The sequence below is a fragment of the Marinobacter sp. V032 genome (assembly GCF_052645435.1).
The window spans coordinates 392,727-412,661 of record NZ_JBQXYE010000002.1 but is presented as its reverse complement, the minus strand read 5'-3'; the positions used below and the strand labels follow the sequence as shown (position 1 = coordinate 412,661).

Here is a 19,935-nt window from a genome sequence, read left to right as displayed (position 1 = left end):
TCATGACTGATCAAACTGTACTCAGCAACACTGATCATCGCGGCGTCACCCGAATCACGCTGAACCGGGCTGACAAAAGTAACGCGTTCAATGCCGACGTGATGACCGCACTGATCAACGCACTGACCAATGCCGACAACAGCAGCGCCACTCGCGTTGTTGTCTTGCAAGGCGAAGGCAAACATTTTTCTGCCGGTGCTGACCTGAATTACATGAAAGCAACCGCAGCACTGAGCCGTGATGAAAATATTGAGGATGCCGAAAACCTCGCGCGGCTGATGCAAACCCTCGACCAACTCAGCAAGCCCACCATCGCCCGCATACAAGGTGCGGCTTTCGGCGGAGCTTTGGGCCTGATTTGTACCTGCGATATTGCGGTTGCCGCTGATAATGCGCGTTTTTGCCTCAGCGAAGCCAGACTTGGACTGGCCCCAGCCGCAATCGGGCCATATGTGGTGCGTGTTCTGGGTGCGCGTCAGGCACGCCGGTACTTCCTGACCACGGAAGAAATACCAGCGCACCAGGCGCTCACGCTCGGTCTTGTGCATGAAGTCACCGACGTCGATACGCTGGACGACACTGTTGACATGCTTGTTGATCGACTGCTTAAAAACGGCCCCGTAGCCCTTAATGCCTGCAAGTCACTGGTCGCTCGCGCCATCGATAACCAGCCCGATGCCGACTTGATCCGCTATACCGCAGAGTTGATTGCCGAACTGCGAACCGGCCCAGAGGGTCAGGAGGGCTTACAAGCCTTTCTGGACAAGCGTAAACCCAATTGGATTCAGGACTCTTCAAGATGACCACAACCGCCATCAAAACCCTCCTGATTGCCAACCGGGGCGAAATCGCCCTGCGCATCATGCGTACGGCTCAGGCATCAGGTATTCATTGCGTTGCAGTGTATTCAGAAGCCGATCGCACTGCGCCATTCGTGCTGCAGGCGGACACCGCTATTTGTATCGGGCCGGCCGCAGCCACAGAAAGTTATCTGAAGGTGGATGCCATCCTTCAGGCTGCGCGGGACACCCGGGCGGACGCCATTCATCCCGGCTACGGATTCCTCTCGGAAAACACGACCCTGGCCAGCCAATGCGAAGCTGAGGGCATTCTGTTTGTTGGCCCTCCGGCCGATGCGATTGCCTCGATGGGTTCAAAAAGTGCGGCCAAGGCTTTGATCGATAAAGCCGGCGTTCCTCTGGTACCCGGCTACCACGGCGACGAACAAACCGCTGAACGCTTTCGAACCGAAGCCGAAAAGACCGGCTTCCCATTGTTAATCAAGGCCAGCGCAGGTGGTGGTGGCAAAGGCATGCGGGTTGTCCGCGACATGTCCGAGCTCGATGATGCAATCGCCGGTGCCCAGCGTGAGGCCCAGTCAAGCTTTGGTGATGCGCACCTGCTGATGGAGCGCTACCTTGAAACACCGCGCCACGTAGAAGTTCAGGTGCTCTTTGATACTCAGGGCAACGGGCGCTATCTGTTTGACCGGGACTGCTCGGTGCAGCGCCGGCACCAGAAAATAATCGAGGAAGCCCCTGCCCCCGGTATTCCGGATAATGTGCGCAAAGCGATGGGCGAAGCCGCCGTGCGCTGTGGCGAAGCCATCGGTTATGTAGGCGCCGGAACCGTTGAGTTCCTGTACGAATCCAGCGGCGAGTTCTTCTTCATGGAGATGAACACCCGCCTGCAGGTCGAGCACCCGGTGACTGAAATGATTACCGGACTGGACCTTGTGGACTGGCAGCTGAAAGTCGCCGAGGGACAAGCCCTGCCCTGGGCACAGGAAGACCTGCGCTGCCGCGGGCACGCCATGGAAGCCCGGGTATACGCCGAGGATCCTGACAACGACTTTCTGCCCGTCACAGGCACCCTGCACCACCTGCGGGAGCCCTCAGGGCTTGCCAATGTACGTGTGGATTCCGGCGTAGCAGAGGGTCAGGAAATTACTCCATGGTACGACCCGATGCTGGCCAAGGTCATCGCCTGGGGCGAAGACCGCGATAAAGCACGCCAACAGCTTTTAGCCGCCCTTGCTGACTACAACGTGATGGGCGTCACTCTGAATATCGATTTTGTCAGCCGGGTACTCAAGCACCCGGCGTTTGCCGGTGCTGACCTCACCACTCACTTTATTGAGCAGTACGAAAGTGAACTGGGTGAAAGCCCCTTCTCGGTTCAGGAAAAATTGGCCCTCAGCTGGCTGGCGTGGCAGCAGTCAACCCGCGCGATGGTTGATGATACCGACAGCCCCTGGGCGCATTCCGACAGTTTCAGGCTCGGCGGCCCCGCTCAGCAACGCTGCGAAATTCGCCTCGCAGGCGAAGACCACAGTTTCCAGTATCAGTTGACCGGCAACATGCAGGCGATTTTGACGTTTGCAGCGGAAGGCAAAGCTGAAGAAGTGAACCTCAGCTGGGTAAGCCGCGATAGCGGCCCTTCACTCACAGTGCGGCTTGGCTCGAAGCGCGTGCGCCTTGCTTTGGCTGAACATGGCGAAAAACTGGGTGTCTTCGCCGATGCCTGTCACTGGATTGCACTGGTCAATCATCCCGAAGAACAAGGCGATGATGCGGCGTCAGACGGCAAGCTTGCGGCACCGATGCACGGTCGTGTCACTGCTGTTTCCTGTGCAGCCGGTGACACCGTCAAGGCCGGCGCATCGCTGGTGGTCATGGAAGCAATGAAGATGGAGCATGCGCTCAAGGCACCTGCGGACGGTCGTATTATCGCCGTCCACTGCGGTGTTGATGACAGCGTGTCTTCAGGTCAGATTCTCGTGGAATTTGAGGCGGGAGATGAATCATGAGCAGAGAAAACGTCACCCTCGTTGAAGTGGGTTTACGGGACGGTTTGCAGAACGAATCCACCCCGGTATCTGCCAGCGTTCGCGCTGACTGGTACAACGCCCTGGCAGATGCGGGCCTTCGCCGCATTGAAGCCGGGAGTTTTGTATCACCGCGCTGGGTTCCCCAGATGGCAAACACTGACGATGTCATGCGGCAGATCAGGCGCGATGCAAAGCTATCCGCTGAAGTGTTGGTACCGAACCTGAAAGGCCTTGAAGGTGCCCTTGCTTCGGATGCAGACGTCATTGCCGTTTTCACTGCGGCATCGGAAAGTTTCAATCAGAAAAACATCAATTGCTCCATTGCTGAAAGCCTTGAGCGCTTCCAACCCGTCATTGCGGGCGCCAAGCAGGCGGGCAAGCGCGTTCGCGCCTATGTTTCCTGTGTGGTCGGCTGCCCCTATGAAGGCCCCATCGCACCGGCACAGGTTGCACGCGTGGTGGAGCAGCTACTGGCAATCGGTGCAGACGAAATATCCCTTGGCGATACCATCGGCGTCGCCCGCCCGAAAGAGATCCACGCACTGCTCGATGCCACCTTGCCGTTGCTACCGACAAACAAACTCGCCCTGCACTGCCACGATACCCGAGGCCAGGCGATCGCCAACATCTACGCCTCGCTGGAGCGGGGTATCCGCACCTTCGACAGTGCCGTGGCCGGCCTGGGCGGTTGCCCTTACGCAAAAGGGGCAACCGGCAATGTTGCGACTGAAGATGTGCTTTACTTGCTGGAGGGCGAAGGTTTCGATACCGGCGTTGATCTTGACGCGGTGGCACGCTTGGGTGACACCATCTGCAAGACACTCGATCGTGCCAATCCATCGCGGGTCGGCCGCGCCCTCACCTCCTGCTAATTCATAATCAGAACGGTTGAAATGATGAGCGATTCTTTACTCTGGAAGCCAACACCCGAACGCATCGCCGGCACACAGCTGACCCTGTTCGAAAACAGGCTTCGTGACAGTTTTCCCGCTATCAAACCCGGGTATCAGGGGCTGCACGACTGGAGCGTTCATCATGCCGACGATTTCTGGCAGGCGCTGATAGACGATTTATGTATCGTCGGCGACTGGACCGGCCCTGTATCGGCAGAGACGTCTGAAGTGGTCGGACGCCGGTTCTTTCCCGAGTCCCGGCTCAATTTCGCCGAGAACATGCTGGCCCGGGGCAACCCTGAATCCCTGGCGATCATTGAGCACCGTGAGGATGGACGTCGCCGGCAGGTGACCTATGAAACCTTGCGTCGGCAATCACAAGCGCTGGCCGGATTTCTGAAAGAGCAAGGTGTCGAAAGCGGCGATCGCGTCGCCGGTTTTGTGCCGAACGGTATCGAAGCGGTGGTCGGTATGCTGGCAGCGAGTCAGTTGGGAGCCGTCTGGTCATCCTGCTCGCCCGATTTCGGTGTAAACGGCGTGATTGACCGGTTTGGCCAGATCAAGCCCAAAGTACTCATTGCGATTGATGGCTACTGCTATAACGGCAAGACAATCGATACGCGCCAGCGCGTTCAGGACATCGTCAGTTCGCTGCCAACCCTGAAGCGATTGATCCGAATCCACAACGCCAACAGCTGCCCCTGGGGCGGTGACGTGGAAGGCCTCGACTGGGAAGAAGCCATCCTGCATGCGCCGGAAACTCACTATAAACGCATGCCGTTCAACGATCCGCTCTATATCCTCTACTCGTCAGGCACCACCGGTGTACCGAAGTGTATCGTTCATGGCATCGGCGGCACGCTGATCCAGCATCTTAAAGAACTGTCTCTCAATACCGATGTGCGCCCCGGCGACCGGATGTTCTACTACACCACCTGTGGCTGGATGATGTGGAACTGGCTGGTTAGCAGCCTGGGCCTCGGCGCGACCCTGATTCTGTTCGACGGCTCGCCCTTTTCGCCCACGCCGTCGATCCTCTGGGATATCGCAGAAAAGGAAAATATCCGCATCTTCGGCGCCAGCGCTAAATACTATGCGGCCTGCGAAAAAGAAGGCCTCTCGCCCGGCAAGAGCCACAACCTCGGAACGCTCGATGCTCTGCTTTCCACCGGCAGCCCGCTGTCTCACGAGAGTTTCGATTACCTCTACCGGGAAGTGAAATCCGACGTCTGCGTGTCCAGTATTTCCGGCGGTACCGATGTGGTGTCCTGCTTTGCTCTGGGCTGCCCGAATTTGCCGGTTTACCGCGGCGAGCTGCAATGTCTGGGTCTGGCGATGGATGTCGCGTTCGCTGACGATGACGGCAATCCGATGGCGACCGGCAAAGGTGAGTTGATCTGTTGTAACGCCTTCCCCGCCATGCCCGTCGGTTTTTGGGATGATCCGGGTCAGAACCGTTTCCGCGATGCCTATTTCAGCCGCTTCCCCGGCATTTGGGCCCATGGCGATTATGGTGAGCTCTGCCCTCATGAGGCGACGGATGAGCTGCCTGCACAGGTTGGCGCGATTATTCACGGACGATCTGACGCCACACTCAACCCCGGCGGCGTGCGCATCGGTACGGCCGAAATCTATCGACAGGTAGAAAAGGTGGAGTCGGTATTGGAAGCCCTGGCCATCGGGCAGAAATGGCAAGACGATGTGCGGGTAGTGCTGTTTGTACGACTACGTGAAGGCGTCACTCTGGATGACGCGCTGATTAAAATTATCCGCGACACCATCCGCAGCAATACCACGCCGCGACACGTCCCTGCGCGGATTATTCAGGTGCCCGATATCCCCCGCACAATCAGTGGTAAGATCGTCGAACTGGCCGTACGTAATGTGGTCCACGGTGAGCCCGTCAAGAATCAGGACGCGCTGGCCAACCCTGAAGCATTACGTCATTTTGACAATCTTCCGGAGCTCCAGTAGTCAGGGAGTTCCTGATCAGGTCTATTGAAGGCGCGTTCTCCCACCATGACCAATACCACAGGCTTTACCCTCAAGGAGCTTTCCGATCTTTCGGAAAGCCCCCTGCTGACATTGCTGGATCACATCTGTGAGGGCAGCATCATCGTTGATGATCGGGCCCGTATCCTGTTTATCAGTGACAAATACCGGAAAGTACTGGGTATTGACCGCAAGCTGGCTGCCAAAGGTATGCCGGTTGAAGAGCTGATCCCCAACAGCATGATGCGCCAGGTGGTCAATAATGGTCAGCCGATTCTTTTGGATCTGCTTCGCGCCCGGGAAACCTGGATGGTGGTCACCCGCATCCCGATACGGGATCAGGCAGACAAGGTCATCGGTGGTATTGGTTTTGTGTTCTACAAGGACATGGACTACCTCAAGGCGTTCGTCGACAAGTACGGCCGCCTCAGAGGCCTTCCCACCACCGCCGAACAGCAACTCGCCAGCATGCGCGATACCAAATATACCTTTGCCGACTATATCGGTCAGAGCGAGCCGGTGGAGCGCCTGTTGCAACGCGCCCGCAGAGCTGCGGAGCTGGATACTACCGTGCTGTTGCTGGGCGAAACCGGCACCGGCAAAGAAGTGCTCGCCCATGCAATCCATCACGCCTCAGTCCGTACTGATCGCCCTTTTGTCGGGATCAATATGGCGGCAGTGCCAGATAACCTGATGGAGGCTGAGTTCTTCGGCGTCGCGCCCGGTGCTTATACGGGTGCAGATAAAAAAGGGCGCAAAGGCAAATTGCAGCTAGCAGACAAAGGCACGCTGTTTCTCGACGAAGTCGGCGATCTTCCCCACAGCTTGCAAAGTAAGCTGCTGAGGGTGTTGCAGGAACAGGAGTTCGAGCCGCTGGGGTCGAACGATGTGATCCGTGTTGATGTCAGAATCATCGCGGCTACCAGCCGGGATCTCAAGGCCATGGTAGAAACCGGTGATTTTCGCGCCGACCTGTATTATCGCCTCAATGTGCTGCCAATCGAAGTACCGCCTCTACGGGATCGTGTAGACGATATTGAACTTCTGGCCGATGCTATGATTCGTAAAATCGCTCACGGACTAGGCGTGTCCCGGAAGTGGCTGGACGCAGATGCACTCGCCTACCTGAAAGCACATGACTGGCCCGGTAACGTACGGGAGCTCCAGAACATGCTTGAGCGCACATTTATCTTCTCCCAAAGCTCAACACTGAGTGCCGAAGAGTTCCATTCGCCATCGATGGACCGCCCGACAGAAACGGCAGCGCCAGCCATTGAGCCTCTTCAGAGCATTGTTGCCAAAGCTGAAAGTGACGGCATTCTCAAAGCGCTGGAGTTAACCGACAACAACCGCTCCCAGGCTGCCAGAGCTCTCGGTATTTCCCGCGCCAACCTGTATGAAAAGATGGCGCGCTACGGGCTCTAGAGCAAAAAAAGGTGTCCGGAATTAAAGACAGTGTCTGAATAATCAGACGCCTGATTGACGTAGCGTCATCCCCTCGCATTTCGTATTAACCGAGACAACTGTCTTTATATTCAGACAGTTGTTTTTACCCTATCTCTCAATACCCTCTCTATCCAATTGAATATAAACAACTTTGTTTATCTGGCATGAGACTTGTGTATGTGTGGGTGCAGATTAACGACTGCCACACAAAAACAATAGAGGTCTCAAAATGACAAACAGCCGAAAAGCGCTCGCCCTGATTTCCGCCTGCGGTCTGGTTGCAGCCACCATCTCAACCCCTTCCTTTGCAGAGGAAAAAATCCGCTGGAAAATGCAGGCAGCCTACGGAAGTAACCTTCCAGCGCTGGGAGATGTCATTCCCGGTGTACTCGAAGACTTGAAAGAAGCGACCGACGGCCGGGTGTTCATCAAACACTACGAGCCCAACAAACTTGTCCCTACCCTGAATATCACTGATGCCGTGCGCACCGGAAAGCTTGACGCCGGCTACACCTGGATCGGCTACGATCAGGGCAAAATCCCGTCTTCCGTTCTGTTTTCAGCGGTGCCGTTTGGTATGGAGCCTTGGGAATACATGGCTTGGTGGTATGACGGTGAAGGCCAGAAGCTCGCTGAAGACGTGTACGAAAAAAATAATGTCCACCCCGTACTGTGCGGCCTGACGGGCCCTGAAACCGGCGGCTGGTTCAACAAGGAAATTAACAGCCTTGAGGATATCAAGGGCCTGAAAATCCGCTATGCCGGCATCGGCGGTCGTATTCTTCAGGAACTCGGCGCATCCGTGACCGTATTGCCCGGTGGTGAGATCTTCCAGGCACTTGAGAAAGGCGCAATCGATGCATCGGAATTCTCGCTGCCAACCGTAGACAAGCAACTGGGCTTCAACCGTGTCGCGAAGTACAACTACTTCCCGGGCTGGCATCAGCCGTTTGCTGCGTTCCACCTGATCGTCAACAAGGAAAAATGGGACGAAATCAGCGACGCCGACAAGAAACTCATCGACCTGACCTGTCAGGCGGCTGTCGCTCGCAACTTGTCCCGCAGCGAGGCCTTCCAGGGCCAGGCCATCAAGTATCTTGAAGAGAACGGTGCCGAAACCCGCAAGCTGCCCGAGCCAGTACTGCGCGAATTGGAGAAAGTCACCCAGACCGTGCTGCAAAGCGAAGCAGACAAAGACGCGGACTTCTCCAAAGTCTGGGAAAGCCAGAAAGAATTCCAGGACCAGTATCAGGTCTGGCAGGATCTTGGCTATCTTCCGCGGGACTTCTAAACCCGTCGCCCCGCACCAGTCCCGAACCTGGTAATTCCAATCTTTCCGCATGAATGAACGCTGGCCCTGCGGGGCCAGCCTTTCGCCTGTATCCGGAGATAATAATGACGGCTTCGTCCTCAACCGATCGGCCAGAACTCGAGCCGGCACCGCAGGGGCTTTCTGGCGAGTCATTGCCCCACACTGCAATATCGCGTGCACTCGACGGCCTTATCCAACGTATTGGTGCTGCGAGCGCCTGGCTCTGGCCCATTCTGATGCTGGTGATTATCACCAATGTCGTTTCACGTTACGCCTTCAGCGAAGGCTTTATCGAGCTCGAGGAGCTGCAATGGCACATCTACTCGGCCGGGTTTCTGATTGCCCTGTCGTACGCACTGCTACTCGATAGTCATGTGCGCGTCGATCTGGTTCGGGAACGCATCAGCTATCGCAAACAGGCGGTTATCGAACTGCTTGGCATACTCCTGCTGCTTGGGCCTTTCATCGGCATGCTGCTTTATTTTGCGGTGCCCTACGTTATTGATTCGTGGACGATGAACGAAGTGTCGTCTGCACCCGGCGGCCTCTCATCCCGCTGGATTGTGAAAAGCGCACTGCCGCTGGGTCTGACGCTCGTTCTTGTAGCGGCCTTCTCACGCCTGACTCGCCTGCTGGCCTTTCTGCTGTCACCGGAGGTGAAGCATGGAAATTAATGAAATTCTCGCGGCCTGTATGTTCGGGTCGTTCATCCTGCTGATCTTCAGCGGTTTCCCGATCGCCTGGGTTCTCGGTGGCATCGCCGTCGTGTTTACCGGCATCGCCCTGTTGTCTGACCTGTATCTCGATACCTTTATTGCGATGGACTGGAGCTACTTCTCGCTGACCATTGAGCGCATCTGGGGCACGATGAGCAGCTGGGTACTGGTCGCCATTCCCATGTTTGTGTTTATGGGCCAGATGCTGGACCGGTCCGGCATGGCCGAGAAGCTGATGCTCAACGTCTCGCGCCTTTTCGGACGTCTTAACGGCGGTACCGCTATCGCGGTCGTGATTATCGGCCTTCTTCTGGCGGCTTCGACCGGCATTGTGGGCGCCTCTGTCGCGTTGCTGACGCTCCTCGCTGTCCCTGTCATGCTGAAGCGGGAATACCAGCCAGAGCTGGCTGTGGGCACCGTGTGCGCCGTTGGTACTCTAGGCATCCTGATGCCACCCTCGATCATGCTCGTGATGATGGCCGATCAGCTGGCGATGTCGGTCGGCGATCTGTTTATGGGCGCCGTCTTCCCCAGCGCGTTACTGGGCGTAGTATTCGTGCTCTATATCGTTATCCGCGGCAAGCTCCAGCCGCACGTTGCGCCGGCCGGGGACGACGCCGAGCCGGTAACCTTTGGTATTGTTCTCGACGCTATCAAATCAATACTGCCGCCTGCATTCCTTATTCTCGCAGTCCTGGGCAGCATCTTTGCCGGCATTGCAACCCCCACTGAGGCTTCAGGTGTTGGCGCGTTCGGTGCCACCCTGCTCGCGCTGACCAACAAGCGGCTTAACCTTGATGTCATGCGGGATGTTTGCCGCGAAACCAGCAAAACCACCGCGTTCATATTCGCGTTGCTGATTGGCGCTACTGCGTTTTCACTGGTCCTGCGCGGCCTTGGCGGCGATGAAATGATCGAGTCTGCCCTGCATAACCTGCCGTTCGGCCCTGCAGGTATCGTGATCTGTATCCTGCTGCTCACCTTCCTGCTCGGTTTTGTGCTCGACTGGATCGAAATCACGCTGATTATTCTGCCGCTGGTTGCGCCGGTTATTCACGCGCTGGGATTCGATCTGGTGTGGTTCACCGTGCTCTTCGCTGTTTGTTTGCAGACATCGTTCCTGACGCCGCCGGTCGGCTTCGCTTTGTTCTATTGTAAAGGTGTAGCGCCGAAATCAATCGGTGTGAAAACACTCTACAAAGGCGTTATGCCCTTTATTCTGCTTCAGGTAACGGTATTGGCCATCATCTTTATCTGGCCGGATATCGTGACATGGCTGCCAACCCAAGCCTACGGCGGCCAATAAGGAGAACAAGAATGTCACATTCCAAATTGCTGACTCCCGAGGCTGCTGCGGAGTGCGTACCGGATAACGCCACACTTGCGACCGGCGGATTTGTCGGCATCGGCTTTTCCGAAACGCTGGCCCGGGCGCTGAAAGAGCGATTCCTTGCCACCGGCTATCCGCGCAATCTGACGTTGGTTTATGCCGCAGGGCAAGGCGATGGCAAAGACCGTGGCCTGAATAACCTGGCGCACGAAGGCCTGGTCAAGCGGGTAATTGGCGGCCATTGGGGGCTTGTCCCGAAACTTGGCACCCTTGCCTGCGAAAACCGGATCGAAGCTTACAATCTGCCCCAGGGCGTGATTGCACAGCTCTATCGGGATATTGCAGCAGGCAAGCCTGGCATGCTGACCCATGTCGGGCTGCACTCATTTGTCGACCCACGCCACGGCGGCGGGCGTATGAATGAGAAAACCACGGAAGAGCTGATTGAGGTCATGACTATCCGTGGCAATGAGTACCTGTTTTACCCGACCTTTCCGATTCAGGTCGCGTTTCTGCGCGGTACAACGGCGGATGCAAGAGGCAATATCACCATGGAACGCGAAGCGTTGCCGCTGGAGAGCCTGGCCATTGCTCAAGCCGTGCACAACTCCGGCGGCAAAGTGATTGTTCAGGTCGAACGCCTTACCGAACGGCACCAGCTGCATCCCGAGCGGGTTCATATCCCCGGCATTCTGGTTGATCACATTGTTCTCGCCGCTGAAGGCGAACATTTGCAGACGTTTGCCGAGCCTTATAACCCGGCGTATACCAGCGAGATCCGCTTGCCTGCGCTGCAAGGCGGCGACCCACTGAATGTCCGCAAGTTGATTGGTCGCAGAGCCGCACGTCATCTTGTTCCCGGCGCAATCGTCAATCTCGGGATCGGCATGCCGGAGCTGGTAGCAGACGTAGCGGCGGAAGACGGGTTGCTGGATCAAATTACCCTGACCATCGAGCCCGGCGCCATTGGCGGTCGGCCTGCAGGAGGGCTCAGCTTCGGTGCGGCGGCAAACGCTGAGGCGATTATCGATCAACCTGCCCAGTTTGATTTCTACGACGGCGGCGGGCTTGATCAAGCCTATCTCGGAATGGCACAGGTGGATCGTTTCGGTAACGTCAATGTCAGCAAGTTCGGCACCCGGCTGTCAGGCGCGGGCGGCTTTATCAACATCAGCCAGAATGCCCGCGAAGTCTATTTCATGGGTACTTTTCAAGCGGGCAAGCAGGATATCCGGATCAGCGACGACGGGCTGGAAATCATTGCGAACGGCTCGGGCTGCAAGTTCGTGGCGGATGTCGAGCACCTGACGTTCAATGGGCGCTATGCGCTTGAGCGCGGCCAAAAGGTGTTTTACATCACTGAACGCTGCGTGTTCCAGCTCACCGCTGAAGGGCTTGAACTGGTGGAGATTGCACCGGGGCTTGATCTGGATCGTGATATTCTGGCGTTTATGGATTTTCGCCCTGCCATTTCCAGCAAACTGCATGTCACGGAAAGTAGCCTCTACAAACCCTGACTTCGGTTTTCCTTTAAACCACAAAAAAGGGCGCCAAATGGCGCCCTTTTTTAGTTGAATCAGCTTATTACAGAGCTTTCTTCAACTCTTCCTCAAGCTGAGGAACCGCTTCAAACAGGTCGGCAACCAGACCGTAGTCTGCAACCTGGAAGATCGGTGCTTCCTCATCCTTGTTGATCGCAACGATCACTTTGGAATCGGACATGCCTGCCAAGTGCTGAATCGCACCGGAAATACCAACCGCAACGTAAAGCTGCGGCGCAACGATCTTGCCGGTCTGACCGACCTGCATGTCGTTCGGTACGAAGCCGGCATCAACAGCTGCACGTGATGCGCCAACTGCCGCACCCAGCAGATCAGCAACCTGCTCCAGCATTTTGAAGTTTTCGCCGTTCTGCATGCCGCGGCCGCCAGAAATGACGATACCCGCGCTGGCCAGATCCGGACGATCAGATTCTGCAACCTGCTCGCTAACGAAACTTGAAACGCCCGCGTCCTGTACGTTGTCCAGTGCTTCAACAGCAGCAGAACCGCCCTCACCTGAAACAGGATCGAAACCGGTAGGACGAACAGTGACAACCTTGATGCTGTCGCTGCTCTTGACGGTTGCGATCGCGTTACCCGCATAGATCGGACGAACGAAAGTGTCTTCAGATTCAACACGCACGATGTCAGAAATCTGCGCAACGTCCAGCAGCGCAGCAACACGCGGCATGAAATCTTTTCCGGTAGTGCCGGCAGCCGCAAAAATGTGGCTGTAGCCTTTACCGAGATCGGCAACCAGCAGACCCAGGTTTTCACCCAGGAAGTGACCGTAAACAGCGTTGTCTGCTACCAGAACCTTGCTTACGCCTTCGATCTTGCCAGCGGCTTCGCCTACAGCGCCGCAGTTTTCGCCAGCAACCAGCACGTCGATATCGCCACCGACAGCTTTAGCCGCAGCCACGACGTTCAGAGTCGCCTGCTTCAGGCTGCTGTTGTCATGTTCAGCAATTACAAGGATGCTCATTTAGATCACCTTCGCTTCGTTCTTCAGTTTATCGACCAGCTCTGCAACATCTGCAACCTTGACGCCCGCTTGACGCGAGGCAGGTGCTTCTACTTTCAGAGTGGACAGACGCGGCGCCAGCTCAACACCAAGATCAGCCGGAGTCATGCCGTCCAGCGGCTTCTTCTTGGCTTTCATGATGTTTGGCAGCGAAGCGTAACGTGGCTCGTTCAGACGCAGGTCGGTGGTTACAACCGCTGGAAGGTTCAGCGCAACAGTCGTCAGACCGCCGTCTACTTCCCGTGTAACGTTAACCTTGTCGCCTTCGACAACCACTTCTGAAGCGAATGTGCCCTGACCCATGCCTGTCAGTGCAGCAAGCATCTGACCGGTCTGGTTGTTATCAGTGTCGATGGACTGCTTGCCGAGGATAACCAGCTTGGGCTCTTCCTTTTCGACAACTGCTTTAAGCAGCTTGGCAGCTTCAAGAGACTGAACTTCTTCATCAGTCTCGATGTGAATACCACGGTCAGCGCCCAGCGCAAGTGCAGTACGGATCTGCTCCTGGCAAGCTTTGGCACCGATGGAAACCACAACGATCTCGGTTGCGACACCTTTCTCTTTCAGGCGAACCGCTTCTTCAACAGCGATTTCACAGAAAGGGTTCATCGCCATCTTGACGTTGGCAAGATCAACACCGGTGTTGTCCGGCTTGACGCGCACCTTTACGTTGTAGTCGATTACTCGTTTTACAGCGACCAGAACCTTCATAGATTCCTCGTTCTTCTACGATGGGTTTAATGACTCGCAATCAATAGCGCTCAAAATCGGCCTTGAAGCGCGCAAACGCTATCGATTCCTGTCGCATCGATTCGTCCGGAGACTCATCGCACGGTTTTATCGGGACATAGCACCTTTGGGTATTTGCAGGTAACTGCCAATCCCGACTGTCCCGTCAAACAGCATCCGCTGCATCGCAGATGCACGTTATTCCGAAGAGCGTTAGAATATCCGCCCTCGTCCAAAAGCGCCATAATACTGACGACAAAGCGCTGAGGGGTCAATAGCTGGACAGACGATGCACGTCCGTCAGTATCAGCACTGTAGTCGCACCAGAGCGCCGGAACAATGCCTGGCATGCCCCACTATCACGGGCACTCAGGACGCACATTACAATGCCATCACCCAGTGCAGATTTCAAACAAACGTTTGTTTGAATCGCGTGATGTTGTATCCTTTAAAGCTATTACGAAACCGGCTGACCAATGGAATAGTCGTTTACTCTAGCGAAATTCGTTAGTATTACAGTTCGCACAGCGATCATTGTATACCGCTCTGCGAACCAATAGTACCATTTGAATTGTTTTTTGATGACCGGAACGCTGGTGATCACGCCCTGACCGGCAGCTAAATCCGGACAGTTTCTTTGCCTGCATCAACATGTATGGTAAAGAGTCGCAACGAAATTTTCGGCAACGTGCTTTTTGAGTCGGTGTCCGTTATCCGGTAACACAATAAAAAGCCGTTATAAAGTAGAGAGAACAGGATTCTTCTTCGCTGCTTCAGAATGCGCGTCGAATCCCAATATCCATAAAGAAGTTTGAGGAGACCAACGTGGAACGCGAATCGATGGAATTTGATGTTCTGATCGTCGGCGCAGGTCCAGCAGGACTTTCTGCGGCCTGTCGCATCATGCAAATGGCACAAGAGTCCGGCGAAGAACTGACCGTTTGTGTTGTGGAGAAAGGCTCAGAAGTGGGCGCCCACATTCTCGCGGGCACTGTGTTCGAACCTACTGCGCTGAACGAACTGTTTCCTGACTGGAAAGAGAAAGGCGCGCCGCTGAACACACCGGTCACTCGCGATGATATTTTCCTGTTGCGCGGCAATGACTCGGCAACCAAAGTGCCCAACGCGTTTGTTCCCAAGAACATGCACAACCACGGCAACTACATCATCAGCCTTGGCAACCTGTGCCGCTGGCTGGCTGAGCAGGCCGAAGGTATGGGCGTAGAGGTGTATCCCGGTTTTGCGGCGGCTGAAACCATTATTGAAGATGGCCAGGTTAAAGGCATCATCACCGGCGACATGGGCGTTGCCCGTGACGGCAGTGAGAAAGACGGCTACATGCCAGGCATGGAACTGCGTGCCAAGTACACTCTGTTCACAGAAGGCTGCCGCGGACACCTTGGCAAGCGCCTGATTGCCGACTTCAAGCTTGATGAAGGTAAAGATCCCCAACACTACGGCATCGGCATCAAAGAGCTGTGGGACATCGACCCTGCCAAACACGAGCCAGGACTGGTTGTACACACCACTGGCTGGCCTCTGAGCGAAAGCGGTTCTACCGGTGGCTCGTTCCTGTATCACCTCGAAAATGGCCAGGTTTATGTGGGTCTGATTACTGACCTGTCGTACAGCAACCCTCACCTGAGCCCTTTCGGCGAGTTCCAGAAACTCAAGCTGCACCCTGAGATCAAAAAATACCTGGAAGGTGGCAAGCGCGTTTCTTACGGCGCTCGCGCACTCTCCAAGGGCGGTTTCAACTCACTGCCAAAAATGAGTTTCCCGGGCGGCTTACTGCTTGGTTGCGACGCCGGCACCATGAACTCATCCAAGATCAAGGGTTCTCACACCGCCATGAAGTCTGGCTTACTGGGCGCAGAAGCGGTATTTGAGGCGCTGAAGGCAGGCAAGTCCGGTGAAGAGATCACCACCTTCGCTGACCGCTTCAAAGACAGCTGGCTGTACAAGGAGTTGTTTGACGAGCGTAACTTCGGCCCGGCCATGCACAAGTTTGGCAATATCGTCGGCGGCGCAGTGGCATTCTTCGAGCAGAACATTCTGCATCGCAGCCTGCCGTTCACGTTCCACGACACCACGCCTGACTATGCCACCATGAAACCGGCATCAGAGTGCAAGAAGATCGATTATCCAAAGCCGGACAACACGCTGACCTTTGATCGCCTGACGTCGGTGTTTGTCTCAAACACCAACCACTCTGAAGATCAGCCGGTTCACCTGAAGCTGACCGATCCCAATATTCCGATTGACGAGAACCTGCCCAAGTACGACGAACCGGCTCAGCGCTACTGCCCTGCCGGCGTATATGAGGTTGTCGAGAAGGATGACGGAAGCGGCAAGCGCTTCCAGATCAATGCTCAAAACTGTGTGCACTGTAAAACCTGTGACATCAAGGACCCTGCCCAGAACATCACCTGGGTGACGCCTGAAGGCGGCGGCGGTCCAAACTATCCGAATATGTAATCCGGATAGCACAGGAAAGGCGACCTTGCGGGGTCGCCTTTTTTATTGCCTGATAGTCGTGCTCTCTACTCTAATCCAACTCACATCCCTGTAGAGGACGCTTATGGCCGGCAGACAGACACAAAAAAGGCGACCCCGGAGGATCGCCTTTTCATTTCTGTCGTCAGGCCACTCAAGTGCCCGGACAGAGGTCGCTCACCTTAGTGAACGTGACCGTGCTCAACTTCTTCATCCGTTGACTCACGCGCTTCAACAATCTCAACATCAAAGTTGAGTGTTTCGCCCGCAAGCGGATGGTTGGCATCGATGGTGACGGTTTCATCGTCAACTTCAACTACACGCACGACCTGTGGGCCGCCCGGAGTCTGCGCCTGGAACTGCATGCCAGGTTCGATGGTATCAACACCTTCGAAAGCTGTGCGTGGAACTGGCTGAATCAGCTCTTCGTTCTTTTCGCCATAGCCTTCAGCAGGAGCAACGGTTACTTTAACCTGATCGCCCGCGTTCTTCTCGGTCAACGCAGACTCAAGTCCGTTGATGATGTTCTGTGCACCTTCAAGATAGGTCAGTGGTTCACGACCTTCTACTCGTGAAGAGTCGAGCTCTTCGCCCTGCTCGTTGGTGAGGGTGTAATGAATGGTGACAACACGAGGTTGGGCCATGTGATCTCCTTGCGTATCGCAATGACTTTGAATTTGATGGCGATTGTGTCGGCAATCGAAAGTAGTCATGAACAGCGAAACTGAACAGAGGGACTGACGACCACCCATCCTCGTTACGAAGCAGCGCTCCAAAACAAGAGTGATAGCCACACAGCCTAACAAAGGTCAGACAATGTGTTCTAACGTAATTGGTGGTCGCTTTATGGCTTTTCAACCCCCGATTCAGGAATTCTCTGCCAATTTGAAGAAAACCCCGTTGCTCCACACCCCCAGACATCCGTTTTTGGCGTCATTAGCGGCTTCATCGGCTGATTCAACCGCCAACGCCGCCAAATCGTAGTAGGCTGCCGTGGTTAATCGCGCCTCCACACCATGTAGTACGTCGACAACGGGTCTGGGTTCGTCGCTATTCGGGTAATGCCCCATATGCAAGGGATGAGTATCGCCAACTATCACAGTTTCGCCTGTGTTTAATGTCAGCGTGATGACCTGGGATTTGTCTTCACCCATCACCTCGAGCCCATGGGCAAGGAGAGGCGCATCTTCAACCGAGATACGCCATTTCTCTACTGGCGTGACGAGATAGTAGTGCCCGCCCTCTTCACGCCGCAGTATGGTCGCAAAAAGCCTGACGATGGCTTCCCGCTTGATCGGGTTCCCTTTGAAAATCCAGCTGCCTTCACGGCTGATGCGCAGATCCATATCCCCTGACAATTCGGGGTGCCATTTCTCGATCGGCGGGCGTCCATCAAAATCGGCTGTCGCCTTCTTGATCTGATCACTTAAACGTTGTGCTTCATCGTTCACAGGCTTCTCCTCCGGGTCATAATCCCCGTTGCCATTCCTGCCTCAGCGGCATGACATCCGGCTGCTCGATTGCCAATCTTACTTCCCGCAACAAACGATCCTTGTCGCGCCCCAGTGTACCCTTGAGCACCAGATAGTTTGATGCATGATCGCTGCGGAATACCGTGTTATCGAGCTCAAGGTGCTGGATAAAGGTTTCGATTTCACTGAAAAGTGCCGGCTGATCCAGCGGCTCAAACCCGCCACCAAAGCCCTCACGAAAACGCGCCTCGCCCTGGGGAAAGCTGACAACAAGCGTCGACAGAAAGTCCGGCTGCGTTTCGTTGCACAGCTGCGCGGTGTTGATCGCATGCTGCTCGGAAAGACGCTTGCCTCCCAAGCCGTTCAACACCATGACCGAACTCTTGATACCTGCAGCACGCATCTTCTGAAGGGCGCTTGCGGTCGATTCGGCCGTTTCACCCTTGTTAACCCGCTGCAGCACCTCGTCATCTCCGGACTCCATACCCACGTAGAGCATGTCGAGGCCAGCCGCTTTCAGCGCAACCATATCCTCAACCGACTTTTTAGCGAGATTGCGAGGCAGGCAATAGCTCGTCACCCGCTCGAGTCCGGGTAGATGTTCGCGTAATGCGCTCAGCACACTCAATAACCGACGGGTCGGCAATACCATGGCGTCCCCATCTGCCAGAAAGACCTTCCGCACCTGTCCACCAAATCGCTCGCTTGCACGCAGGATATCAGCCAGTACGTCCACATCTTTTCTCGCACGAAACTTTTTCTGGGGCTGAGTATACATTTCGCAAAAGGTGCAATTGTTCCAGGAGCAGCCGTTGGTCAACGGTAGGATCAGTGACCGTGCTTCACTCGGTGGCCGGAACACCGGCTCGATATACTCAATCGGAAATGACGACATCTATACCCTGTCTCCCTGCAAACAAGCGTCTGTGCTAGTGTTTCAATGAACAAGACTATGGGGCCGGCGCCCGCGGCTTTCAATCCCGAAAACATGGAGTGGCTGACGTTTTATGAATGACAACAACGGATTAGAGTCTGAATTTGATTTGGATCCTAATGTGAGTTATCTCAATCATGCGGCTGTTTCCCCCTGGCCACTCCAGGCAGCACGTGCCGTAGCGGGCTTCGCGGCGGAGAATGCGCGTATCGGCGCACAGTACTATCCGGCCTGGATAGAAACCGAAACCCAACTTCGCGACAACCTCGCTCGCCTGATTAACACGCCTTCTCCGGACGATATAGCGCTGGTCAAGAATACCTCTGAAGCGCTGTCATTTGTTGCCTACGGACTGGACTGGCAGAACGGCGACGAAATTATTATTTCCGATCAGGAGTTTCCATCAAACCGCATTGTATGGGAATCGCTGGCCGACAAGGGTGTCATTGTGCGAGAGGTAGCGCTTTCGGCTGACAGCGACAGCGAGAACGCAATCATTGCTGCCATGGGCCCTCGCACGCGCTTGCTGGCTATAAGCTCGGTTCAGTACGGCACGGGCTACCGGATTGACGTCGCGAAGCTGGGGCACGCGTGCAGATCACGCGATGTTCTGTTCTGTGTCGACGCAATCCAGAGTATCGGCGCCTTACCGCTTGATGTTCAGGCGATGCAGATCGACTTCACTATGGCCGATGGTCATAAATGGCTGTTGGGGCCGGAAGGATTGGGCGTATTTTACGTCAGGCCTGAACTGCGCAATCAGCTCAAACTCAGCGAGTACGGCTGGCACATGATTGAAAAACGCGGGGATTTCAGCCAGCGGGACTGGAGCATTGCAAACAGTGCTGTCCGGTTTGAGTGTGGCAGCCCGAACATGCTGGCAACCCATGCCCTTGAAGCCAGCACCGCCCTGCTCCTGAAGGTTGGAATAGATCAGGTATCAGCATTGATTCAATCGAAGGTGGACTATCTTGCAGCGCAGCTCAAAACCATTGCCGGTGTCGAGCTGCTGAGCTCAAGAGACCCTTCACGAAGCTCCGGCATTCTGACCTTTCGGGTCAATGGGCAGGATTCGCAGGCTCTGTATATGGCACTCATGAAAGCCAACGTGGTATGCGCCTGCCGGGGCGGCGGCGTGCGATTCTCACCGCATTACTACACGCCTGAGGCCGCACTGGATCTGGCTATTTCGAGACTAAAGAGCTGCCTGGAGTAGCGGG

At 55.5% G+C, this 19,935-nt stretch carries 16 protein-coding genes; 11 read left to right on the top strand and 5 right to left on the bottom strand.

Annotated elements, in window-relative coordinates:
* The first annotated feature begins 2 nt into the window (after positions 1 to 2).
* The 9 genes from ACUN9X_RS13450 to ACUN9X_RS13410 all read left to right on the top strand — a co-directional run bounded on the left by ACUN9X_RS13450 (position 3) and on the right by ACUN9X_RS13410 (position 12,036).
* The gene (locus ACUN9X_RS13450; protein WP_445473415.1) at positions 3 to 803 is read left to right on the top strand and encodes an enoyl-CoA hydratase-related protein; all 801 of its coding nucleotides are present in this window, start codon (positions 3 to 5) and stop codon (positions 801 to 803) included.
* On the top strand, positions 800 to 2,809 hold the full coding sequence (locus ACUN9X_RS13445; RefSeq protein ID WP_445473414.1) for an acetyl/propionyl/methylcrotonyl-CoA carboxylase subunit alpha: 2,010 nt from the start codon (positions 800 to 802) through the stop codon (positions 2,807 to 2,809). Before ACUN9X_RS13450 ends, ACUN9X_RS13445 begins: the two co-directional genes overlap by 4 nt.
* The gene (locus tag ACUN9X_RS13440) at positions 2,806 to 3,702 is read left to right on the top strand and encodes a hydroxymethylglutaryl-CoA lyase (protein WP_445473413.1); all 897 of its coding nucleotides are present in this window, start codon (positions 2,806 to 2,808) and stop codon (positions 3,700 to 3,702) included. Before ACUN9X_RS13445 ends, ACUN9X_RS13440 begins: the two co-directional genes overlap by 4 nt.
* Positions 3,703 to 3,726: 24 nt before the next feature.
* Positions 3,727 to 5,697, top strand: coding sequence for an acetoacetate--CoA ligase (locus ACUN9X_RS13435; protein WP_445473412.1), 1,971 nt, complete (start codon positions 3,727 to 3,729; stop codon positions 5,695 to 5,697).
* 45 nt (positions 5,698 to 5,742) lie between these two features.
* Entirely contained in the window at positions 5,743 to 7,140 is a 1,398-nt protein-coding gene (locus tag ACUN9X_RS13430) for a sigma-54 interaction domain-containing protein (RefSeq protein WP_445473411.1), read from the top strand.
* Positions 7,141 to 7,390: 250 nt separating this feature from the next.
* On the top strand, positions 7,391 to 8,452 hold the full coding sequence (locus ACUN9X_RS13425) for a TRAP transporter substrate-binding protein (RefSeq protein ID WP_445473410.1): 1,062 nt from the start codon (positions 7,391 to 7,393) through the stop codon (positions 8,450 to 8,452).
* Positions 8,453 to 8,556: 104 nt separating this feature from the next.
* Entirely contained in the window at positions 8,557 to 9,147 is a 591-nt protein-coding gene (locus ACUN9X_RS13420) for a TRAP transporter small permease subunit (protein ID WP_260037470.1), read from the top strand.
* A complete protein-coding gene (locus ACUN9X_RS13415) occupies positions 9,137 to 10,495 on the top strand; it encodes a TRAP transporter large permease (RefSeq protein ID WP_260037471.1) in 1,359 nt (452 codons plus the stop codon). The genes ACUN9X_RS13420 and ACUN9X_RS13415 overlap by 11 nt, the downstream gene beginning before the upstream one ends.
* 11 nt (positions 10,496 to 10,506) lie before the next feature.
* Positions 10,507 to 12,036, top strand: a complete 1,530-nt coding sequence (locus ACUN9X_RS13410) for an acyl CoA:acetate/3-ketoacid CoA transferase (protein WP_445473409.1) — start codon at positions 10,507 to 10,509, stop codon at positions 12,034 to 12,036.
* A 67-nt stretch (positions 12,037 to 12,103) separates the two neighbouring features.
* On the opposite strand, the gene ACUN9X_RS13405 is transcribed toward ACUN9X_RS13410, so the two are convergent.
* On the bottom strand, positions 12,104 to 13,045 hold the full coding sequence (locus ACUN9X_RS13405; RefSeq protein ID WP_260037475.1) for an electron transfer flavoprotein subunit alpha/FixB family protein: 942 nt from the start codon (positions 13,043 to 13,045) through the stop codon (positions 12,104 to 12,106).
* Positions 13,046 to 13,795, bottom strand: coding sequence for an electron transfer flavoprotein subunit beta/FixA family protein (locus ACUN9X_RS13400; protein WP_260037476.1), 750 nt, complete (start codon positions 13,793 to 13,795; stop codon positions 13,046 to 13,048).
* An 843-nt stretch (positions 13,796 to 14,638) separates the two neighbouring features.
* Between ACUN9X_RS13400 and ACUN9X_RS13395 the strand changes: the two genes are divergently transcribed.
* Entirely contained in the window at positions 14,639 to 16,291 is a 1,653-nt protein-coding gene (locus tag ACUN9X_RS13395) for an electron transfer flavoprotein-ubiquinone oxidoreductase (RefSeq protein ID WP_445473408.1), read from the top strand.
* A gap of 200 nt (positions 16,292 to 16,491) precedes the next feature.
* Here the strand turns inward: ACUN9X_RS13395 and ACUN9X_RS13390 are convergent, their stop codons facing one another.
* From ACUN9X_RS13390 to ACUN9X_RS13380, 3 genes are all read right to left on the bottom strand, one after another.
* Positions 16,492 to 16,953 carry an FKBP-type peptidyl-prolyl cis-trans isomerase gene (locus tag ACUN9X_RS13390; protein ID WP_260037480.1) on the bottom strand — a complete coding sequence of 154 codons (462 nt, stop codon included), beginning with the start codon at positions 16,951 to 16,953 and terminating at the stop codon, positions 16,492 to 16,494.
* 222 nt (positions 16,954 to 17,175) lie between these two features.
* The gene (locus ACUN9X_RS13385; RefSeq protein ID WP_445473407.1) at positions 17,176 to 17,760 is read right to left on the bottom strand and encodes a DUF1285 domain-containing protein; all 585 of its coding nucleotides are present in this window, start codon (positions 17,758 to 17,760) and stop codon (positions 17,176 to 17,178) included.
* Between the two features lie 16 nt (positions 17,761 to 17,776).
* On the bottom strand, positions 17,777 to 18,676 hold the full coding sequence (locus tag ACUN9X_RS13380) for a radical SAM protein (protein ID WP_445473406.1): 900 nt from the start codon (positions 18,674 to 18,676) through the stop codon (positions 17,777 to 17,779).
* Between the two features lie 112 nt (positions 18,677 to 18,788).
* Between ACUN9X_RS13380 and ACUN9X_RS13375 the strand changes: the two genes are divergently transcribed.
* Positions 18,789 to 19,931 (top strand): aminotransferase class V-fold PLP-dependent enzyme, encoded by a 1,143-nt coding sequence (locus ACUN9X_RS13375; RefSeq protein ID WP_445473405.1) that lies wholly within the window; start codon positions 18,789 to 18,791, stop codon positions 19,929 to 19,931.
* The last annotated feature ends 4 nt before the right edge of the window (positions 19,932 to 19,935 follow it).